Source organism: Kamptonema formosum PCC 10802, assembly GCF_000332335.1.
Taxonomy (GTDB): Bacteria; Cyanobacteriota; Cyanobacteriia; order Cyanobacteriales; family Oscillatoriaceae; genus Oscillatoria.
This window is the reverse complement of record NZ_KB235952.1, coordinates 8,613-24,717: the sequence shown is the minus strand read 5'-3', so window position 1 is coordinate 24,717 and position 16,105 is coordinate 8,613. Positions and strand designations below refer to the sequence as shown.

At 55.8% G+C, this 16,105-nt stretch carries 16 protein-coding genes; 5 read left to right on the top strand and 11 right to left on the bottom strand.

Features of this window, described 5'->3' with window-relative positions; all coding sequences use genetic code 11:
* Positions 1-247 precede the first annotated feature (247 nt).
* Positions 248-2,848: a DNA gyrase/topoisomerase IV subunit A gene (locus OSC10802_RS0136170; protein WP_017721636.1), complete on the bottom strand. Its 2,601-nt coding sequence runs from the start codon at positions 2,846-2,848 to the stop codon at positions 248-250.
* Positions 2,849-3,177: 329 nt separating this feature from the next.
* On the opposite strand from OSC10802_RS0136170, the gene OSC10802_RS0136165 reads away from it, so the two are divergent.
* Positions 3,178-3,576: a response regulator gene (locus tag OSC10802_RS0136165; protein ID WP_026099107.1), complete on the top strand. Its 399-nt coding sequence runs from the start codon at positions 3,178-3,180 to the stop codon at positions 3,574-3,576.
* A 78-nt stretch (positions 3,577-3,654) separates the two neighbouring features.
* Here the strand turns inward: OSC10802_RS0136165 and OSC10802_RS0136160 are convergent, their stop codons facing one another.
* Positions 3,655-4,536: a tetratricopeptide repeat protein gene (locus tag OSC10802_RS0136160; protein ID WP_017721634.1), complete on the bottom strand. Its 882-nt coding sequence runs from the start codon at positions 4,534-4,536 to the stop codon at positions 3,655-3,657.
* Between the two features lie 488 nt (positions 4,537-5,024).
* Here OSC10802_RS0136160 and OSC10802_RS0136150 point away from each other — a divergent pair, with 488 nt between their 5' ends.
* Positions 5,025-5,366: a hypothetical protein gene (locus OSC10802_RS0136150; RefSeq protein WP_017721632.1), complete on the top strand. Its 342-nt coding sequence runs from the start codon at positions 5,025-5,027 to the stop codon at positions 5,364-5,366.
* Between the two features lie 411 nt (positions 5,367-5,777).
* On the opposite strand, the gene OSC10802_RS0136145 is transcribed toward OSC10802_RS0136150, so the two are convergent.
* Together OSC10802_RS0136145 and queG are read right to left on the bottom strand one after the other, a co-directional pair.
* Entirely contained in the window at positions 5,778-6,428 is a 651-nt protein-coding gene (locus OSC10802_RS0136145; protein ID WP_017721631.1) for an HAD-IA family hydrolase, read from the bottom strand.
* Between the two features lie 137 nt (positions 6,429-6,565).
* The gene (gene queG, locus OSC10802_RS0136140; RefSeq protein WP_017721630.1) at positions 6,566-7,510 is read right to left on the bottom strand and encodes a tRNA epoxyqueuosine(34) reductase QueG; all 945 of its coding nucleotides are present in this window, start codon (positions 7,508-7,510) and stop codon (positions 6,566-6,568) included.
* Positions 7,511-7,587: 77 nt separating this feature from the next.
* Between queG and OSC10802_RS56070 the strand changes: the two genes are divergently transcribed.
* Positions 7,588-7,713, top strand: coding sequence for a hypothetical protein (locus tag OSC10802_RS56070; protein WP_017721629.1), 126 nt, complete (start codon positions 7,588-7,590; stop codon positions 7,711-7,713).
* A gap of 561 nt (positions 7,714-8,274) precedes the next feature.
* Here the strand turns inward: OSC10802_RS56070 and OSC10802_RS52250 are convergent.
* From OSC10802_RS52250 to OSC10802_RS0136100, 7 genes are all read right to left on the bottom strand, one after another.
* The gene (locus OSC10802_RS52250; protein WP_017721627.1) at positions 8,275-8,418 is read right to left on the bottom strand and encodes a hypothetical protein; all 144 of its coding nucleotides are present in this window, start codon (positions 8,416-8,418) and stop codon (positions 8,275-8,277) included.
* Entirely contained in the window at positions 8,418-8,846 is a 429-nt protein-coding gene (locus OSC10802_RS0136120) for an ATP-binding protein (RefSeq protein ID WP_017721626.1), read from the bottom strand. The genes OSC10802_RS52250 and OSC10802_RS0136120 overlap by 1 nt, the downstream gene beginning before the upstream one ends.
* A 3-nt stretch (positions 8,847-8,849) precedes the next feature.
* Positions 8,850-10,499 carry a SpoIIE family protein phosphatase gene (locus OSC10802_RS0136115; RefSeq protein ID WP_017721625.1) on the bottom strand — a complete coding sequence of 550 codons (1,650 nt, stop codon included), beginning with the start codon at positions 10,497-10,499 and terminating at the stop codon, positions 8,850-8,852.
* Between the two features lie 273 nt (positions 10,500-10,772).
* Positions 10,773-11,690, bottom strand: coding sequence for a 16S rRNA (cytosine(1402)-N(4))-methyltransferase RsmH (gene rsmH / locus OSC10802_RS0136110; protein ID WP_017721624.1), 918 nt, complete (start codon positions 11,688-11,690; stop codon positions 10,773-10,775).
* Between the two features lie 10 nt (positions 11,691-11,700).
* Entirely contained in the window at positions 11,701-11,970 is a 270-nt protein-coding gene (locus tag OSC10802_RS0136105) for a hypothetical protein (protein ID WP_017721623.1), read from the bottom strand.
* A gap of 219 nt (positions 11,971-12,189) precedes the next feature.
* The gene (locus OSC10802_RS56890) at positions 12,190-12,273 is read right to left on the bottom strand and encodes a M48 family metalloprotease (RefSeq protein ID WP_071593430.1); all 84 of its coding nucleotides are present in this window, start codon (positions 12,271-12,273) and stop codon (positions 12,190-12,192) included.
* Positions 12,274-12,318: 45 nt separating this feature from the next.
* The gene (locus OSC10802_RS0136100; protein WP_017721622.1) at positions 12,319-12,771 is read right to left on the bottom strand and encodes a M48 family metalloprotease; all 453 of its coding nucleotides are present in this window, start codon (positions 12,769-12,771) and stop codon (positions 12,319-12,321) included.
* 340 nt (positions 12,772-13,111) lie between these two features.
* Here OSC10802_RS0136100 and OSC10802_RS0136095 point away from each other — a divergent pair, with 340 nt between their 5' ends.
* Together OSC10802_RS0136095 and OSC10802_RS0136090 are read left to right on the top strand one after the other, a co-directional pair.
* Entirely contained in the window at positions 13,112-14,296 is a 1,185-nt protein-coding gene (locus tag OSC10802_RS0136095) for an NAD(P)H-quinone oxidoreductase subunit H (protein ID WP_026099105.1), read from the top strand.
* A gap of 413 nt (positions 14,297-14,709) precedes the next feature.
* Positions 14,710-15,984, top strand: coding sequence for a class I SAM-dependent methyltransferase (locus tag OSC10802_RS0136090; protein ID WP_017721619.1), 1,275 nt, complete (start codon positions 14,710-14,712; stop codon positions 15,982-15,984).
* Positions 15,985-16,105: the final 121 nt, after the last annotated feature.

Here is a 16,105-nt window from a genome sequence, read left to right as displayed (position 1 = left end):
TTTGCTAGTAGAGACAGGGAGCGGAGGGAACGCCTGTCCTACGTCCGTGCCCTCAGTGCCTAGTGCTATAAAACTATAAAAAAGCCCGCGAAGGCGGGCTTTGTGTGTATAGCCCCAGGTTTCAACCTGGGGGTTTCAACCTGGGGGTTTCAACCTGGGGGTTTCAATCTGGGGTTTCAATCTGCGGGTTTCAATCTGGGGGTTTCTATCAGGGGGTTTCCATTGGGGTTTGCCAGTGGGGGAGAATTTATCCCTCCAACTGTTGCGAGCAAAGCACCAGGGAAACCACCCGCTCATCCGGTTGGAGCACCGGCACCCGCTCGCCCGTACCATTTTTTTCGGTCAGCGGCACTCGATCTACCGGCAGCCTGACTAACCTGTCAGCAGAAGTCGCCAGCACCACTTCAGAGGGCTCGCTCACCGGCACCATGCCAGCGAGCAGGTCCGTCCGATCCACAAACTGCAGCGCCTGAGTGCCAATGTCCCCCAGACGAGCCTGTCGCAGGATATCGGAAGATAGCCGTTTCCCGTAGCCCAGCTGGGAAACCAGCAGCAGCTCGCGCCCGGGGCTGACCACCGCACAGCCGACCAGCTTCTCCTGTCTGCTGAGCCACAGCGCCCTGTTGCCCTGCGCGCCGCGACCCATCACCGGCACCTGCTCCTCTGTTACCTGAAAGCGCAACAGCCGCCCGCCACAAGTGGCCAAGACCGCTTCTTCCCCCAGACTGATGAAATCAGCGAACAGCAGGGCATCGTCTTCTTTCAGCTTCACAACTACCAGACCTCGGGAGGTCAGATGAGCGAACTCGTCCAGCGGCACGCGCTTAATCCGCGCCCGCTGCGTTAGCACAACCAGGGTCTTGCTGTCAAGAGATTCCGGCAGGACATATTGGGCAACAATTGAGGGGGCATCCCCTTGGCCGGGGGTTGGGAGGAAATTCACCACCGGCACGCCCTGGGCGTACCCGCTGGCTGCCGGCGGAATCTCGCGAACCTTAATCCCGTAACCCATGCCGTTGCTAGCCAGCACCAGCAGCATCTGGTTGGTCTTGGCCTCCAGGGTTTTAGTCACCCAGTCATTGGCCACAGCTGGGCTTTCCGCTTTCTGCTCCTGAGCTGCCGGCAGGGCGTTTTTGGACAGCCGGCGCACATAGCCCCTGTGGGTGAATTCCAGAACCACCTCCTCGTCGGCAAGTGGGGGCGGGGGCGGGGGCGGGGGCGGGGGCGGGGGAGAGGGCGAGACGGGTTTGGCGGGAGGGGCTGGCCGTTCAGCCTTTTTCGCACGCACCTCTGGAACCGGGGTTGTGACGGCGGGCGCAACCGGCTCCCCCCCCCCCTCGGCGGGCGCAGTGGGGTTAATGCGGGTGCGGCGCGGATCGCCGTACTTCTTTTTGAGGGAGCGCAAGTCTTTTTTCAAAGCTTTGAGCAGCTCCCGCCGGTCGGAAAGCAGCCGCTGCAGCTCCTGGCGGTGGTTTGTCAGCTCATCGCGCTCTGTCTGCAAATTTTGCCTTTCTAGCCCCGTGAGGCGGCGCAGCGGCATGGCCAAAATTGCGTCCGCTTGCCGGTCGCTCAAAGACAGCCGGCTTTCCAGCTCTGTCTTGGCGCTGCTGCCATCCGGCGCATTCCTGAGAATTTCAATCACAGCGTCGAGGTTGCCCAGAGCGCTCAGCAAACCCTCGACAATGTGAAGCCGGTTTTCCGTCTGATTTAATTCGTGAGTGTACCGTCGGGTGAGCGTCTGCTCGCGGAAGCTCAAAAAGTGCTGCAGCAGCTCTCGCAGTGTCATCTGGCGCGGCTGGTTGTTCACCAGGGCCAGCAGGATCGCCCCAAAAGAGCTTTGCAGCGCTGTGTGCTGGTAGAGCTGCTGCAGGACATTTGCTGGATCTGTCTCCCGCTTGAGTTCAATCACCACGCGCATTCCTTCGCGATCGCTCTCGTCCCGAATGTCCGCAATGCCTTCAATCCGCCCCTGGTTGACCAGCTCCGCCATCTTTTCAATCCAAGCCGCCTTGTTGACCTGATAGGGGAGCTCCGTGACCACAATGGCGTTGCGCCGGTGACGCCCTTTGCCCGTCTGGACTTCTTCGACCTTGGTGATCCCCCGCACCGGTATACTGCCGCGACCGGTCGTGTAAGCGGTGCGAATCCCTTCCGTATCGACAATTTCGCCGCCGGTGGGGAAATCTGGACCCGGAATCAGCTCGAACAGCTTCTCGTCTGGCAAGTCCGGGTGGTCTGTCAGAGCGATTAAGCCATCGACAATTTCGCCCAGGTTGTGGGGGGGGATATTGGTCGCCATCCCCACCGCAATCCCGGAACTGCCGTTGAGTAGCAGCACCGGCACCTGCGCCGGGAGTACCACCGGCTCTTGCTGGGAGTTGTCGAAATTGCCGGTGAAGTCAACTGTCGCGGCGTCAATTTCACTGAGCAGCGCCTCATGGCCAATCGGTGCCAAGCGAGTTTCGGTGTAGCGCATCGCTGCCGGCGGGTCATTGTCCACGGAGCCGAAGTTCCCGTGACCCGCCAGCAGGGGATAGCGGCTGGAGAAGTCCTGCACCATGCGCACCAGAGCGTCATAAACCGCTTGGTCCCCGTGCGGGTGGTATTTTCCCAGCACGTCCCCCACGACGCGGGCGCACTTGCGGTAGGGCCGGTCTGGGGTCAGGCCCAGTTCGTGCATGGCGTACAGAATGCGCCGGTGGACGGGTTTCAAGCCATCGCGGACGTCTGGCAATGCCCGCCCGACGATCACACTCATGGCATATTCAAGATAGGACTGTTGCATCTCTGTGTGCAGGGCGGTGCCGATCACCTGACCTGTCGAGAGCAAGTTCAACTGTTTGGCCATGAGTTCCGTTCCTTTATTCCCAACTTCTTACAGTGTCCTGCATTTTTGGGCAATGATGCGTAGGATAGCAAGTAGCACTCGTCAGGACAGTTTTCACTTCTGACCGCAAGTCGGTGACTTCAACTAAACCGAACCTCCCCCCCCCCGTCCCCCTGCTGCCTCCCGCTCCCGAGGCCGGTGGGCTTGGGCGCGCCCTCTCGCCTCACTCCCCTTTCTCTTGTAAGGAAGGGGGAAAGGGGGTTAGGTTTAGTATGTGCCTCTACTCAGTGTCTCAAACCGCAAGTATGACTGTCACTGCACCCTCTCAAGCAACCCAAAAGGAAAGCGCCATGAGAACCGTTCTGATTGTCGAGGACGATTTGGTCAACGCTCGGGTTTTTTCTAAAATCCTCACCAAACGCGGTGGCTTAGCTGTCAAGCATACCGAAAATGTGGAAGAGGTGATGCAAATCGCCAAAGCTAGGGAAGCCGACATTATTCTGATGGATGTGTCTCTGGCTCGCAGCGTTTACAACGGTAAGGCGGTTGACGGCATCAAGATCACTCAGATGCTCAAGGCTGACCCCGAAACGGCTGACCTCCCGATTATCCTGGTTACGGCCCACGCCATGTCCGGCGACCGCGAACAATTTCTCGAACAGAGCGGTGCTAACGGCTATATCTCCAAACCCGTGGTCGATCACCAGGAGTTTGTCGATCGGATTAAGTCTCTCCTGCCAAAGGACTAGGCCGGCCTCACGGTGCGTGGATTTTAGATTTTAGATTTTAGAGACGGTCCAAAATCCAAAATCTAAAATCTCCAATCCCTACGGGGAGGGCTTTTCTGGCTGCGACGGGTCGCGGTTTTGCGCCAGGGTGGCTTGGATGCGCGGCGTTTGCAGGAACTTTTGCGTGTCTGCGAGCAAGCGAGCCCCCCAGAGATTTTCTTTGAGAAACTCTAAATCTGCGTAGCGAATGTCCAGCTTCAGCGCCGCTTCTCCCATCGCTAAGCCCTGCTCCCGCTCGCCTTTGCTGTAGAGCGCGACCGCCAGCGCCAGTTTCGGCTCGGCTGCTTTGCCGTCAATGGCCAACGCGGCTCGCCACTGCTCCATCGCCGCTTCGATATCCCCCCTCTCGTATTTGACCAGCCCAATGTTGTTAATCGCTGGCCAGAAGTTCTTCTCCTGAGCGAAGGCTTTTTCATACTGAGCGAGCGCCTCCTCAAACTGATTGAGCTTGTAGTAGGCATTGCCCAGATCGAACAGGGCTCCGGGCACATTTGGTTTTAATTTCAAGCCGGCAGAGAGCTCCTCAACCGCCGCCGCGTAGTTCTCCTGCTGAAAGCGCGCCGCTCCCAGGGCAAACAAAATCGCCGCACTCTCAGGATTGAGGGAGCGAGCTTGCTGCAGGGCTTTAACTCCTTTCTCCAACTCATCGGTTTGAAGGTACAAACTGCCGAGAATCGCCCAGGTTTGATAGCTTTTCGGTGCTAGCTGGGTGGCCAGCTCGGCTCTGGGCAAAGCCAGTTCATATTGCCTGAATCGCGCCAGCTGCTCCGCTTCCCCTGCGATACTCATCCCCGTTCTCTCCATCACGGCAGAGTCCAGTTGCATGGTGCGGGACAGGAATGCCTGTCCAAAAGCCGGCTGGGCGACACTCCCTAAACCGAGAGCGATTAACAGACTTGCGAAACGAATACGCTTGGGCACAGTAGGGGGTATGAAAAAATGCAAAGGGTTTTCCGCTAGCTTAGACCATCTCAGTTCAATGGTGACAAAAATCTCAGCCCCTGGCTAGTCCTCACGGTGGCTGTGTCTCTCTCTCCTGACGCTTCCGCCCTCCGGGACCCTCTCAGCAAAGCGGGCCCCCAGCAGCCGGGCGGGGGGACGCACCTGAAACTGTTTTTTGGCTGTTTTGCTGCCGGGTACTTTTATCTTACATGCCGGCTGCCGAAACCGGCTCCCCCCTCACCGCCGGCGCAAGTGCCGGCTGCAGCCCCACTTAGGGCAGAGTTGCGAATCTGCCCCCAGATGGACAAATCTGTCGGGAGCGCTCTGCTATCGTGATTTTAACTCAGGTGACAAACAGTTTGTATCTGGGAATGCGCTATCCCTGCAGATAGCGCCCAGTTCTTTTCTATAAATCCCTATCAAGAATTGAACATCAAATTCAACGACTAGCGCAACAGGAGTTTCCCATGTCTGAAGCCATCACCCCTGCCAATCCATCCTACGACGCCAAACAGCTCACCGAGGACATCTCTGCCGGTATTGTGCCCGCACCGGAGATTGATGTAGCAGCTGACTACCAAGCCTCAAAGGCATACAGCACGGGACTGGATGCTGAAGCGGCGGCTGCTGCGACAGCACCGCAATTTGAGCTGCCCCAACCTGAAGCGAAAAAACTGAACACTCAGCCAACAGGAAATCCAGATGATTTCCGCTCAATGGCGCAGGACCTTATCCCACCGGCACCCGCCGCCACAGTCTCTGACGAGATCCTGCGCAAAGCTCTGGACTTGGGACCGCCGGCTCAGTGAGCCTGTCTCTATTTTTTTACCTTAGCCTGCCAATTTTGGATGCAAGGATTTTGGATTTTGGATTGACCCCCCTGGCAGTAAAGCCTTTTCAGCTACATTCCGAAATATCGCACTAGCTACTTAGGTTAGGGCACGGAGGGAGCGCCTGCCCTACGTCAGGACTTCCTAGGATAGTCGCTCATTCCGGCGAGCGTGTCCTAACCTAAGTGAATATTGCTAGTTATAGCAGTATGCATTTAGGTGAGAACATTAAACCTTCAGGCTCGGCGGACGCCGTACATACGTCTATAGAGCAGTAAGCATTTAGGAAACCTACATTCCGGCCTCCCTTGCTCCAGAGCTCCCGAAGCTTCTATTGTTCTCACCAATATGACTGCTGCTATACAGGCTGCCGGCCCCACCTGACTTTCATTAGGAATTTCCTGGCTGCAAGCTTCTTATCACATCAATCAGTTCCCCGGGAGAGTCAATCAAAAAATCTGGGCGGCACTCTTCCAGCACTTGTCTTGTATTAAACCCCCAACTCACTGCAACTCCCTTGATATTACTTTTTTGGGCCGCCTCTATATCTCGCGTTTCATCCCCCACATAAATCACCTCTTCTGGCTGCAAACTATTCGCCCGCATGAATCTCTTAAGCACTTGGCTTTTCCCAAAAATCGCCGCTTCGGATTGAATCCAGGTAAAGCAATCTAGCAGACCTTTCGCTTTTAAAAATAGTTTGACGTTCTCCGCAGAGTTTGACGTAACGATACCCAGCCGTAAACCCTGACTTTCCAGCTGAAAAATAGCTTCTTTCATTCCGGAAAATTCAGCCACTTTCGGCAGATCAACGCTCAACTGCTTTTTGACTTTGCGAATCAGAAAGGGGAGCTTAAAGATGGAGACGCGCGACTGTTTTATGACCTGTCTGGAGCTTAAATTTTTGAACGTCTCAACCTCTTCTTTCGTAGTTGGCTCATAGCCAAACTCTCCAGCCAGACGATTCGTAATACCTACGAGTGTGTCTAGGGTATCCGCCACCGTACCATCAAAATCAAAAAGAATTACTTTTACAGTCATAGTTGGGCGGGGTAGGTCTGCAACGCCAATCGGTTTTGAGAGCGGCTCACACCGGCAGGAAAATCTAGAAATGCGACAGCTCGCGCTTCTGGAATTTAAAACTTAACAATCAGCGGCTCATATTTCTGGGTTCATTGCTAGGGGTTAACCTGATTCGCCCTGGCATTGCGCCGCAGCATCTGCGGTTTAATCCGCCGCAGCGCCGACGCCTGGAAGCGCCGGTCCCACTCTTCATCCGACAGTTCCGCGAGTTCTGTGAGTTTGGGAGCCACATTGCCGGGGTAAGGCTGAAATTCGCCGCAGTCGGTTTCTTTGGCGAAGCGCTGGTTCCAAGGGCAGACATCCTGGCAGATATCGCAACCGGCAATCCATCCCTGCAAGTGCGGCGCGATGCCATCTGGCAATTTTTCCGCCCGATTCTCGATGGTGTGGTAAGCGATGCACCGGTTGGCGTCCACTACAAAGGGCTGGACAATCGCGCCGGTGGGACAGGCTTCCACGCACCTCGTGCAGGTGCCGCAGTGTTCTGTGTGAGGGCGATCTGGTGCCAGCTCCAAGTTGGTCAGGACTTCCCCCAAAAACACCCAAGAACCGAACTCCCGCACAATTAGATTACCATTTTTGGCAATCCAGCCAATACCGGCACGCTGCGCCCAGACTTTATCCTGAACTGGTCCGGTGTCGGCATAGTAGCGAGCTTGAATGCCTTCGCCTTGCTCTTGCAGCCAACTGGAGAGCGCCTTGAGTTTTTTACCCAGCACCCTGTGGTAATCTCTTCCCCAGCCATAACGGGAAATTTTACCATATTCCCGACCTTCGGGACGCCGGTGCGGCGTGTAATAGTTGAGCGCCACACAAAGAACTGAGCGCACCTCTGGCATCACCTGGCGGATATCCTGACGCTTGGGGTTCGCCATCCAATCCATATCCGCACCGTAGCCTTTGGCCAACCACGCCTGGAGGCGCAGCGCCTCCTGCGAGCCGGCATCCCCCTCAACAGGGGCAATTCCGACTTTGTGGAATCCCAGCTCTAGGGCTTTTTGTTTGACTCGATCGCTGCTGGTTAGTGTTCTCACAGGCATTAAAAGCGTGTTTGTCAAGTCACTGTCAAGTCCGCAGGGGGTGAGAAACTCAGTTTCTGGCTGCCCTCACGTTTGGAATGCAAACACTCTCTCTGGTGAGAGCCGGTCATTGGGGCTGTCCCCTATCTCAAGTGAATGGCGTCAAGATCGCAAAAAATCTCAGCCCGATCGTGCCGCAGACGCTGCCGGTTAAATTATTTTAGAGGAGCAGCACCCCGCTCTGTAAATTTTCGGGATACCTTGTGACAAAACGTTACAAATGGCGGAGGAGCCCCGCAAACCAAGCCAGCCGGCTGAATCAAAACAAGCCTGCAGTCAAATAGCTTTTTTGAAAAACACCAGCAGGCTGAAGTCCAATCCGGCTTCAGCCTGCGGATATTTTATAGCAGCAGGCAGTCAGTTTAGGACATGAGCATTGCGGCGGGAGTGGGGCATTGGGCTGGCATCGGCGGGAGTGGGGCAAAAGCTGTGATTCTTCTATGATGCGCCATGCGGGCGTGCGCCATGCTCCACGCACCATACCATTAATGTCCGTGCCCAATATGACTGCGGCTATAAAACCTTAAAAGGTTATATTTCATACCAGACAGGGGCAGCGACCGAGCTAGCATCTAACACCCTAATCCTACATCCCAAAGATCGCATTGCCACTCCCTTGCGAAGGCTCATTAACTCACTGTGTCAAGTTTCCAGGGAGAGAACACCGCTAATATAAGAACACCCCGATGAATTTCAATTCAACCGCCGCGCCACCTGGAACCCAGCTAGCTCCTGCAAAAAGCTTCCAGCTGGCTTTTGGCAGAAAGCGCTGGTGGCGTGTCAGAAAAGAGATCGGGCGCTGGATAGAACAGTTCAGATGCCATCTCAACAAAGTACCGGCCCATTGCCGGCTGCAGCCAGCAAGCCACTAAACTTTTTTCAACTCTGGCAGACTCGTTTCCAACTTCAGACAGTTGCGCCCGTCGATTTGCAGGCAGTATTCCACCCTGTCCATCAGCCGGTTCATGATCAGCCAGCCATAGCCTCCGTCTGGCATATTTTCTGGCACCGGTGCCATATAAGTCGAGAGGTCATATCCCTGACCGTGGTCCCAAACTTCCAGGGCAATGTCCCGGTCTTTCAGTTCCAAGCGAATCAGCACCGGCAGGTTGGGTTTGTCCCTGTGGGCGTGACGGACCACATTCGAGTAGGCTTCCGCAAGCACCAAACGCAAGCGATTCGACTGGCGAGGCCAGTCCACATAATTGCCCACTTCAACTTCTAAACTGCCCAGCAGCCAATTTTCGACAATGGTCAAAAACCTCAAATCGCTTGGCACATGCAGCTCAGTTCTCATTGCTTACAGAACCTCCAGAGAAAGGATTGTTTGGTCATCTTCCTGCTGCACCCCGCGTTCGCGGATGCGAGCCAGTAAATCATTCAAATCTAGGGGGGCGGGCTGCACCTGCAGCAATTCCCAAAGACCTGACTGTTGCAGCATCGCGCTTGCTGCGGTGCCGGTGGAGTCATTTTGCGTGACGGTGGCTTCGGTGATGCCATCACTGGTCAGCAGAAATACGTCCCCTGGCTTCAAATCGACGCTCCCCGCTTTGCCTTTCCACACCGGCAGAATTCCCAAAGGAATACCGCGAATTTTCAGGAAATTCGGCTCTACTGCTTTGCCTGCAGCCAGCCCCGCCTGCGACCAGATCAGGGGGTAAATGTGGCCGGCATTCGCGTAGGCGAGCTGTCCGGTTGCCGGCGTGTAGCGAGCCAAAACCATTGTAATGAAGCAGTTATTGCTAATCAGGTCATCCGACAGACCGACGTTCAAATTCTTCATCACCTGTTCGGGTTCTGGACTATTATCCTGAGACAGTTCCCGGCGCATTACCGACATGGCGCTGGCCATAAACAGGGCGGCTGGAACTCCCTTACCGGAAACATCCCCTACTGCTATCCAAAGGTCTCCTTGAGAGTGGACATACACCTCAAAAAAGTCCCCCCCCACCTCTCGCGCCGGATAGCAACAGGCTTGCACCTTGGCATTTTCCAGTTCTGGCCAGCTTTGGCGCAGCAGGTTGGTTTGGATTTGGCGGGCCACCTCCAGTTCCGCCCGCATCTGCTGGGCTTGCTCTTGGGTGCGCTGGTAGAGTTTAGCTTGGGAGAGGGCGAGGGCGGCTTGCTCTGCTACGCCTTCGATCAGCTGGATATCTTCCGATGACCACGGGGAGGAATTGCCGTTCTGGTACAGCGACAGCACCGCCAGAAAATCCTTCTGATAGATCAGCGGCACAATCAGTCGAGTCAGGTTGCTGCCGTTGCTGTCTTCCGACAGGACTTGCGTTTGCCTGGTTTCCAAGACGGCTTTGATCAGGGGGTCGTGATTTTGGGGCGCTTGGGCGCTGTCCGCCAGGTAGGAGAAGGCGTCTGGCATCAAGCGATCCGCCTCTACCGGACGCAGGACGCCGCTGCTGGCACCAAAAGACCGCCCCACTGTCTCGACAATGGTGGGCAGCATGCTGCGGTAGTCCAGCGATCCCCGGATGGCACTCATCACCTCGTTGAACAGTAATTCTCGTCGCAGGGCTCGCCGCAGTTCATTGGTTCGCTGTTTTATGACTTTGTAGGTTTCAGAGGCTTGCTGAACTATCCCTTTCAGTTCATCTGGCTGCCACGGCTTGGTGATGTATTTAAATACTTGGCCGGAGTTAATTGCCTCCACCAGGTCCTCTACATCCGTGTAGCCGGTCAGTAAGATGCGAATTGTATCGGCGAAACGCTCTACCGTTTTGCCCAAAAACTCGGTGCCATTCATTTCTGGCATCCGCTGGTCAGAGATAATGACAGCCATCTCTCCGTGCTGTTCGAGCAGTTCTAGAGCGCTAAAGGCACTGTCGGCTCTGTAGACTTGAAAATCTCGCCGAAACGTCCGGTACAGCAAGTCTAGGTTGTCTGCCTCGTCATCAACTACCAAGAGTTTGAGTTTGCTCCGATTTCCTTGACTCATGCAAGACTCCACTTCCCGGCTAATGCATCAACTCGCCACCTAAAGATACCGCCAACAGCATCGGTATAACTGGTCTGGGGCAAACAATTTTTGGGACACGACTGGTATATTTTTAGGCGAGATGGTTTCACTAAAATAAAATACCCCAAATTGGGCTGGCTATAACAGGCTGACGCCGAGCGGCTGATCTGGGCTCAGGGAGTTTCAGCCGAGCGCCAGCGCCCGCACCTCTGTCCCTTTGCGACTTTTCGGTTTCACCCCAACATGTCTGTATCACGAGTTCAAGCGTTCCGCAAGTCTCAGCTTGGCGGAGCGAGAGCGGGGATTTTTGGCCTGCTCGTCCGCTTGCGGCAGCACCGGCTTTTTTGTCAGCACCCGCAACAGGGGATTTTCCCGCAGCCGGTGCTTCACCAGCCGGTCTTCCAAGCTGTGAAAACTGATGACACCCATTCTACCACCCGGTTTCAGCCATCCCGGCGCACGGTTGAGAAAACTTTCCAGCGATGCCAGCTCTTGATTGACCGCTATCCTCAAGGCTTGAAACACCCTTGTGGCTGGGTGGATTCTACCATGCCGGTATTTGGCCGGCACGCACTCGGCAATTGCCCCTGCCAGTTCCGCCGCTGTCTGGAACGGGCGCATCCCCACGATCTGCCGCGCTATCCGCCGCGACAGCCGCTCCTCCCCATAAGTGTAAAATATCTCCGCCAGCTCCCTTTCGCCCCACTGATTGACCACTTCGGCTGCTGTCAGGGACTGCCGGCAGTCCATCCGCATGTCCAGCGGCGCTTCGTGCCGGAAGCTAAACCCCCGTTCCGGCGTGTCCAGTTGGGCGGAACTCACCCCCAAATCCGCGACTATTCCCTCAAATAGAATCCCATCTGTCTCGAACTCGGCAAAATTCCCCCGCCAAAATCGCACCCGCTCCCCAAACTCCGCCAGCTCAGCTCTCGCGGCGTCCAGCGCCTGACCGTCCCGGTCAATCGCCGTCACCCGCACATCCGGCGCAGCTTCCAGAATTAACCGGCTGTGCCCGCCACCCCCCACCGTCGCGTCCAGATAGTGGCCCCCCGGTATAATGGCCAGCCCCTCTATCAGTTCCCGGCTGAGCACCGGCACGTGAGCGAAGCCGGCATTGACAATCTGTGCCGGTGTTTCTGTCTCCAGCGGTGTTTGCTCTCCCGCCCCCATCTTCAATCCTTCAGTATTTATAAATCGCCGCTCCCTCTATTTTGCGCAGTTTTTTTCCTATTTTATTACTGTACCCGCTCTCATCGCTCACTGGGCTGACAATCAACATATCAACCTTTTCGGGCCACTTCAATTCCGAGGCCAGCTTGTTCAGCAGTTTCGCGTCTCCGTCAGACACCGCCAATTTATACCAAGTCCGGCGAACCGTTACGCCCAGCACATAGAAACGCTGTTCGGGAAAGTATTTTACCACCTTTTGCGCCAAGTAAGCCTCTCTCACCTGCGGATACCCAGACAGTTTCTGGCACAGCTAACTCCCGTGTGCAAAAGCTGTATTTTGAGCAATTAATTTGCAAAACACCGCGCGCAAACTAACTGTCATGTTTCGATTTCAACATTATAGCACAATTCTTTACTGCACACTGCCCGCTTAATTTTCGATCTCTCCAGTTGGGAACTTCAGCCAAGAGTAAATCGTCTCGCTGCCAGAAAGTCCCAGTTAAAAGAGGCGATAGTTCCAGGCATTGAAGCGACTGTGGCTGCCAGACAGGTGCCCCAACTCGTGGGCGAGGACGGCGCTCAGCTGTGCCGGCGAGAGGGCTTACATCAGCGGCAGTCCCAGAAGCTGCTAGTTTTGCTGCCACCCAAAGACGCCCAAACGGGGGCGCTGGAAAACACCGGCATTGAAGTCATCGGTGAGCAGGATGCGGTGAAATCGCGGTGCGTCCAGGGCTTTTGTCAGTTTGTCAATCAGTTGAAACAGGCGGGGGACTTGATGCCGGTGCACTTCCAGTCCGGTGGGTGGGCGAAATGTCACCCACAGGGATTTGAGGATGATGAAGACCGGCACAAGTATCAGTATGCCCAACTTTACCATATAGAAGTTGATCCTGTCGGTCCACAAGACGGCCAGCACCAGCAGGGCCAAGATGGCCAGCAGTCCTGCCAGCACGCAGAAGATGTAGGCGTAGCCCAGTAAAGCCAGAAGCCCAACGCGAAGCTTGTAGCGCCCGGGCTGCCGGCGGGCCACACTCTCCAAGCGCTGGATTCGGGCATCAAACTGCTGTTGGGTTACGGCCATAAGACGCATCCTCTGCTGGGAATACCCAGCTCTTGTGAATCTTTCCGATCGCTTTTACCAATTTTGGCCTAAGCCCTGGGGCTTCAGCCAATATAATGAGGTGAGTGCAATAAAAATCAACATTAACTGGTAAAGCTGCACGCGCCAGTCCGGCGTCGCACCAGGAGGATGAAAACTCTTTGCTGCTGGGAACCCGGCACCCAACCCCCTCGCCGCGCGCGGGGAGGGGGCGACAACAGAGGGGTTGACCGCCGGCAATGCGACGCTGCGGGCCCTCTTGTGGCCCTCAGGCGGCAGTGGGAGTGCGGCGAAATGTCTAGATAGGGGAGAATGCGGAGCGATGCCACGGATTGAAACGAGAACGGAACCCATGATCCTCAACATGGGACCCCACCACCCTTCCATGCACGGGGTGCTGCGCTTGATTGTCACCCTGGATGGGGAGAATGTGGTGGACTGCGAGCCGGTGATTGGCTACTTGCACCGGGGGATGGAAAAAATCGCCGAGAACCGCACCAATATTATGTATGTCCCCTATGTCAGCCGGTGGGACTATGCGGCGGGGATGTTCAATGAGGCGGTGACGGTGAATGCGCCGGAGAAACTGGCTGACATTGCTGTTCCCAAACGCGCCAGCTATATCCGCGTTATTATGCTGGAGCTGAACCGGCTCGCCAACCACTTGCTCTGGCTTGGCCCGTTTTTGGCTGACGTTGGCGCTCAAACGCCGTTTTTCTACATTTTCCGGGAGCGGGAGCTGATTTACGACCTCTGGGAAGCGGCAACCGGCTACCGGATGGTGAACAACAACTATTTCCGCATTGGCGGGGTGGCGGCGGATCTGCCCTACGGCTGGGTGGACAAGTGCTATGACTTCTGCGACTACATGGACCCCAAGATTGACGAGTACGAGCGCTTGATTACCGACAACCCGATTTTCCGCCGGCGGGTGGAGGGGATCGGCTTCATCAGCCGCGAGGATGCGATTAACTGGGGTTTGACCGGTCCGATGCTGCGCGCGTCTGGCGTCAAGTGGGACTTGCGCAAGGTTGACCACTACGAGTGCTACGACGACTTCGACTGGGAAGTTGCCTGGGATACCGGCGGCGATTGCTTCGCCCGCTATGTGGTGCGGATACAGGAAATGCGCGAGTCGGTGAAGATTCTCCGCCAAGCTTTGAAGGGTTTGCCGGGGGGTCCCTACGAGAACCTGGAAGCGAAGCGGATGGCTGCCGGTCCGAAGTCTGAGTGGAACAGCTTTGACTACCAGTTCATCGGCAAGAAAATCGCTCCGACGTTTAAGATTCCCAAGGGCGAGCACTATGTCCGCGTGGAAAGCGGTAAGGGCGAGCTGGGAATTTATATTATCGGGGATGACAGTGTGTTCCCCTGGCGCTGGAAGATTCGCGCTGCTGATTTCAACAACCTGCAGGTTTTGCCTCCGCTGCTTCGCGGGATGAAGGTGGCGGATATTGTGGCGATTCTGGGCAGCATTGATGTGATCATGGGCTCTGTTGACCGGTAGGTAACCGGTAGGTAAATGTCTGTTTGCACACTGTAGGGGCGCGGCTGTGCCGTGCCCTTATCTCATAGTTTTTGAGAGTTTTATGGCGATTTGCTAGTTTCCAGGCGATTGGAAATCGCGTCATATTTTTTAATAGTTTTATGGCGATTTGCTAGTTTCCAGGCGATTGGAAATCGCGGCTATACAAACAAAGCCCGCCTGCGCGGGCTAAGAGTAGATCGAGGCTGTCAAAATATGCGAGGGTTTCTTCCCCTGAAAGTTGGCTCCGCCGGCTTCTCTCCCGTCAATTAAGCGATAAGCTGTTAGGCTAATAATGCTGCTTGTGTCTTGAAAGGAGGCAGAGCCTCCAGAAGGGCGTTCCCCGCCTGAGGCTGGAAGGGGATTGCTATATTAGGATTTGGGGTGAATATTTTATGCAAGAATTATTGTTGGTTGAGTCTAATCCGGTACTTTGTGATATAATCTGCCAGCGCATTGCTGAGAGTCCCCACCGGCGCATTACGTTTGCTGAGTATATGGATTTGGCGCTGTATCACCGGCAGCAGGGCTACTACGCTACGAATCAGGTCAATATCGGGGTGCGGGGCGATTTTTTTACTTCCCCTCACTTGGGGGCTGATTTTGGGGAGTTGCTGGCTGAGCAGTTTGTGGAAATGTGGGAGGTTCTGGGGCGACCGGCACCCTTTCAGCTTGTGGAAATGGGCGCGGGACAGGGTCTTCTGGCTGCCGATGTGCTGCGGTATCTCCACCGGCACTATTTTGACTTTTTCAATGTTTTGGAGTATATTATTGTTGAGAGGGCACCGGCTCTGATTGCGGAGCAAAGGCAGATTTTGGCGCGTCTGTCAAGTGCCGGTGGGAATATTCGCTGGTGCGCTTGGGAGGAGATTCCGGCGGATTCGGTGACGGGCTGTCTGTTTTCTAATGAGCTGGTGGATGCTTTGCCGGTGCACCAGATTGCGATTGAAGATGGGCAGTTGCGGGAAGTTTATGTGACTGTTGCTGCTGGGAATTCCTGTTCGCCGGATGAAGAACCCGGCACCCCAACCGCCTCCTCGCATGCGGGGAGGGGGGGTGAGAGGGAGTGTTTGTTTGCGGAGGTGATGGGGGAGGTTTCGACACCGGCAATTGCTGAGTATTTTAAATTGGTGGGGATTGAGTTTGCGGGCGCTGCGTATGAGGATGGCTACCGCACAGAGGTGAATCTGGCGGCGCTGGAGTGGCTGGGTGCGGTGGCGAGCCGGCTGCGGCGGGGGTATGTGCTGACTGTGGATTACGGCTATTCGGCGGAGCGCTATTACAGCCCGCGCCGGCGCGGGGGTACGTTACAGTGCTACTATCGGCACAGTCACCACAACGATCCTTATATCTGTGTTGGGCGGCAGGATATTACGGCTCATGTCGATTTTACGGCGCTGCAGCGTCACGGCGAGCTGTGCGGGCTGGAGCCGGTGGGGTTTACTAAGCAGGAGCTGTTTTTGATGGCGCTGGGGTTGGGGGAGCGGATTGCGGCGGTAACGGCTGCGCAACCGCAAAATCTGGGCGAGCTGCTGCGCCGGCGAGACGCCCTGCACCAGCTGGTGAATCCGATGGGGCTGGGGGGTTTTGGGGTGTTGCTGCAGTGCAAGGGGCTGAGTCAGGATGAGCGTGGGCGCGCGCTCAAGGGGTTGTGTGTGCCGGTGATGTAGGGACCCCACCCTATCCCGGGAGTATCCCCTTTTTGCAAAGATTCTCACCCTCACCCCCCTAACCCCCCTCTCCCATAAAGGGAGGGGGGGGGAAAAAATAAAGAATTCTCCCCTCACCCCA

Excerpts from the sequence above, each read along its gene's own strand:
- rsmH (WP_017721624.1), bottom strand. The coding sequence starts at position 11,690 with ATGGGGGCGGGAGAGCAAACACCGCTGGAGACAGAAACACCGGCACAG.
- OSC10802_RS0136120 (WP_017721626.1), bottom strand. The coding sequence starts at position 8,846 with ATGAGAACTGAGCTGCATGTGCCAAGCGATTTGAGGTTTTTGACCATT.
- OSC10802_RS0136095 (WP_026099105.1), top strand. The coding sequence starts at position 13,112 with ATGCCACGGATTGAAACGAGAACGGAACCCATGATCCTCAACATGGGA.
- OSC10802_RS0136090 (WP_017721619.1), top strand. The coding sequence starts at position 14,710 with ATGCAAGAATTATTGTTGGTTGAGTCTAATCCGGTACTTTGTGATATA.
- OSC10802_RS0136150 (WP_017721632.1), top strand. The coding sequence starts at position 5,025 with ATGTCTGAAGCCATCACCCCTGCCAATCCATCCTACGACGCCAAACAG.
- OSC10802_RS56070 (WP_017721629.1), top strand. The coding sequence starts at position 7,588 with ATGCAAACACTCTCTCTGGTGAGAGCCGGTCATTGGGGCTGTCCCCTA.
- queG (WP_017721630.1), bottom strand. The coding sequence starts at position 7,510 with ATGCCTGTGAGAACACTAACCAGCAGCGATCGAGTCAAACAAAAAGCC.
- OSC10802_RS0136165 (WP_026099107.1), top strand. The coding sequence starts at position 3,178 with ATGAGAACCGTTCTGATTGTCGAGGACGATTTGGTCAACGCTCGGGTT.
- OSC10802_RS0136100 (WP_017721622.1), bottom strand. The coding sequence starts at position 12,771 with ATGGCCGTAACCCAACAGCAGTTTGATGCCCGAATCCAGCGCTTGGAG.
- OSC10802_RS0136170 (WP_017721636.1), bottom strand. The coding sequence starts at position 2,848 with ATGGCCAAACAGTTGAACTTGCTCTCGACAGGTCAGGTGATCGGCACC.
- OSC10802_RS0136115 (WP_017721625.1), bottom strand. The coding sequence starts at position 10,499 with ATGAGTCAAGGAAATCGGAGCAAACTCAAACTCTTGGTAGTTGATGAC.
- OSC10802_RS0136145 (WP_017721631.1), bottom strand. The coding sequence starts at position 6,428 with ATGACTGTAAAAGTAATTCTTTTTGATTTTGATGGTACGGTGGCGGAT.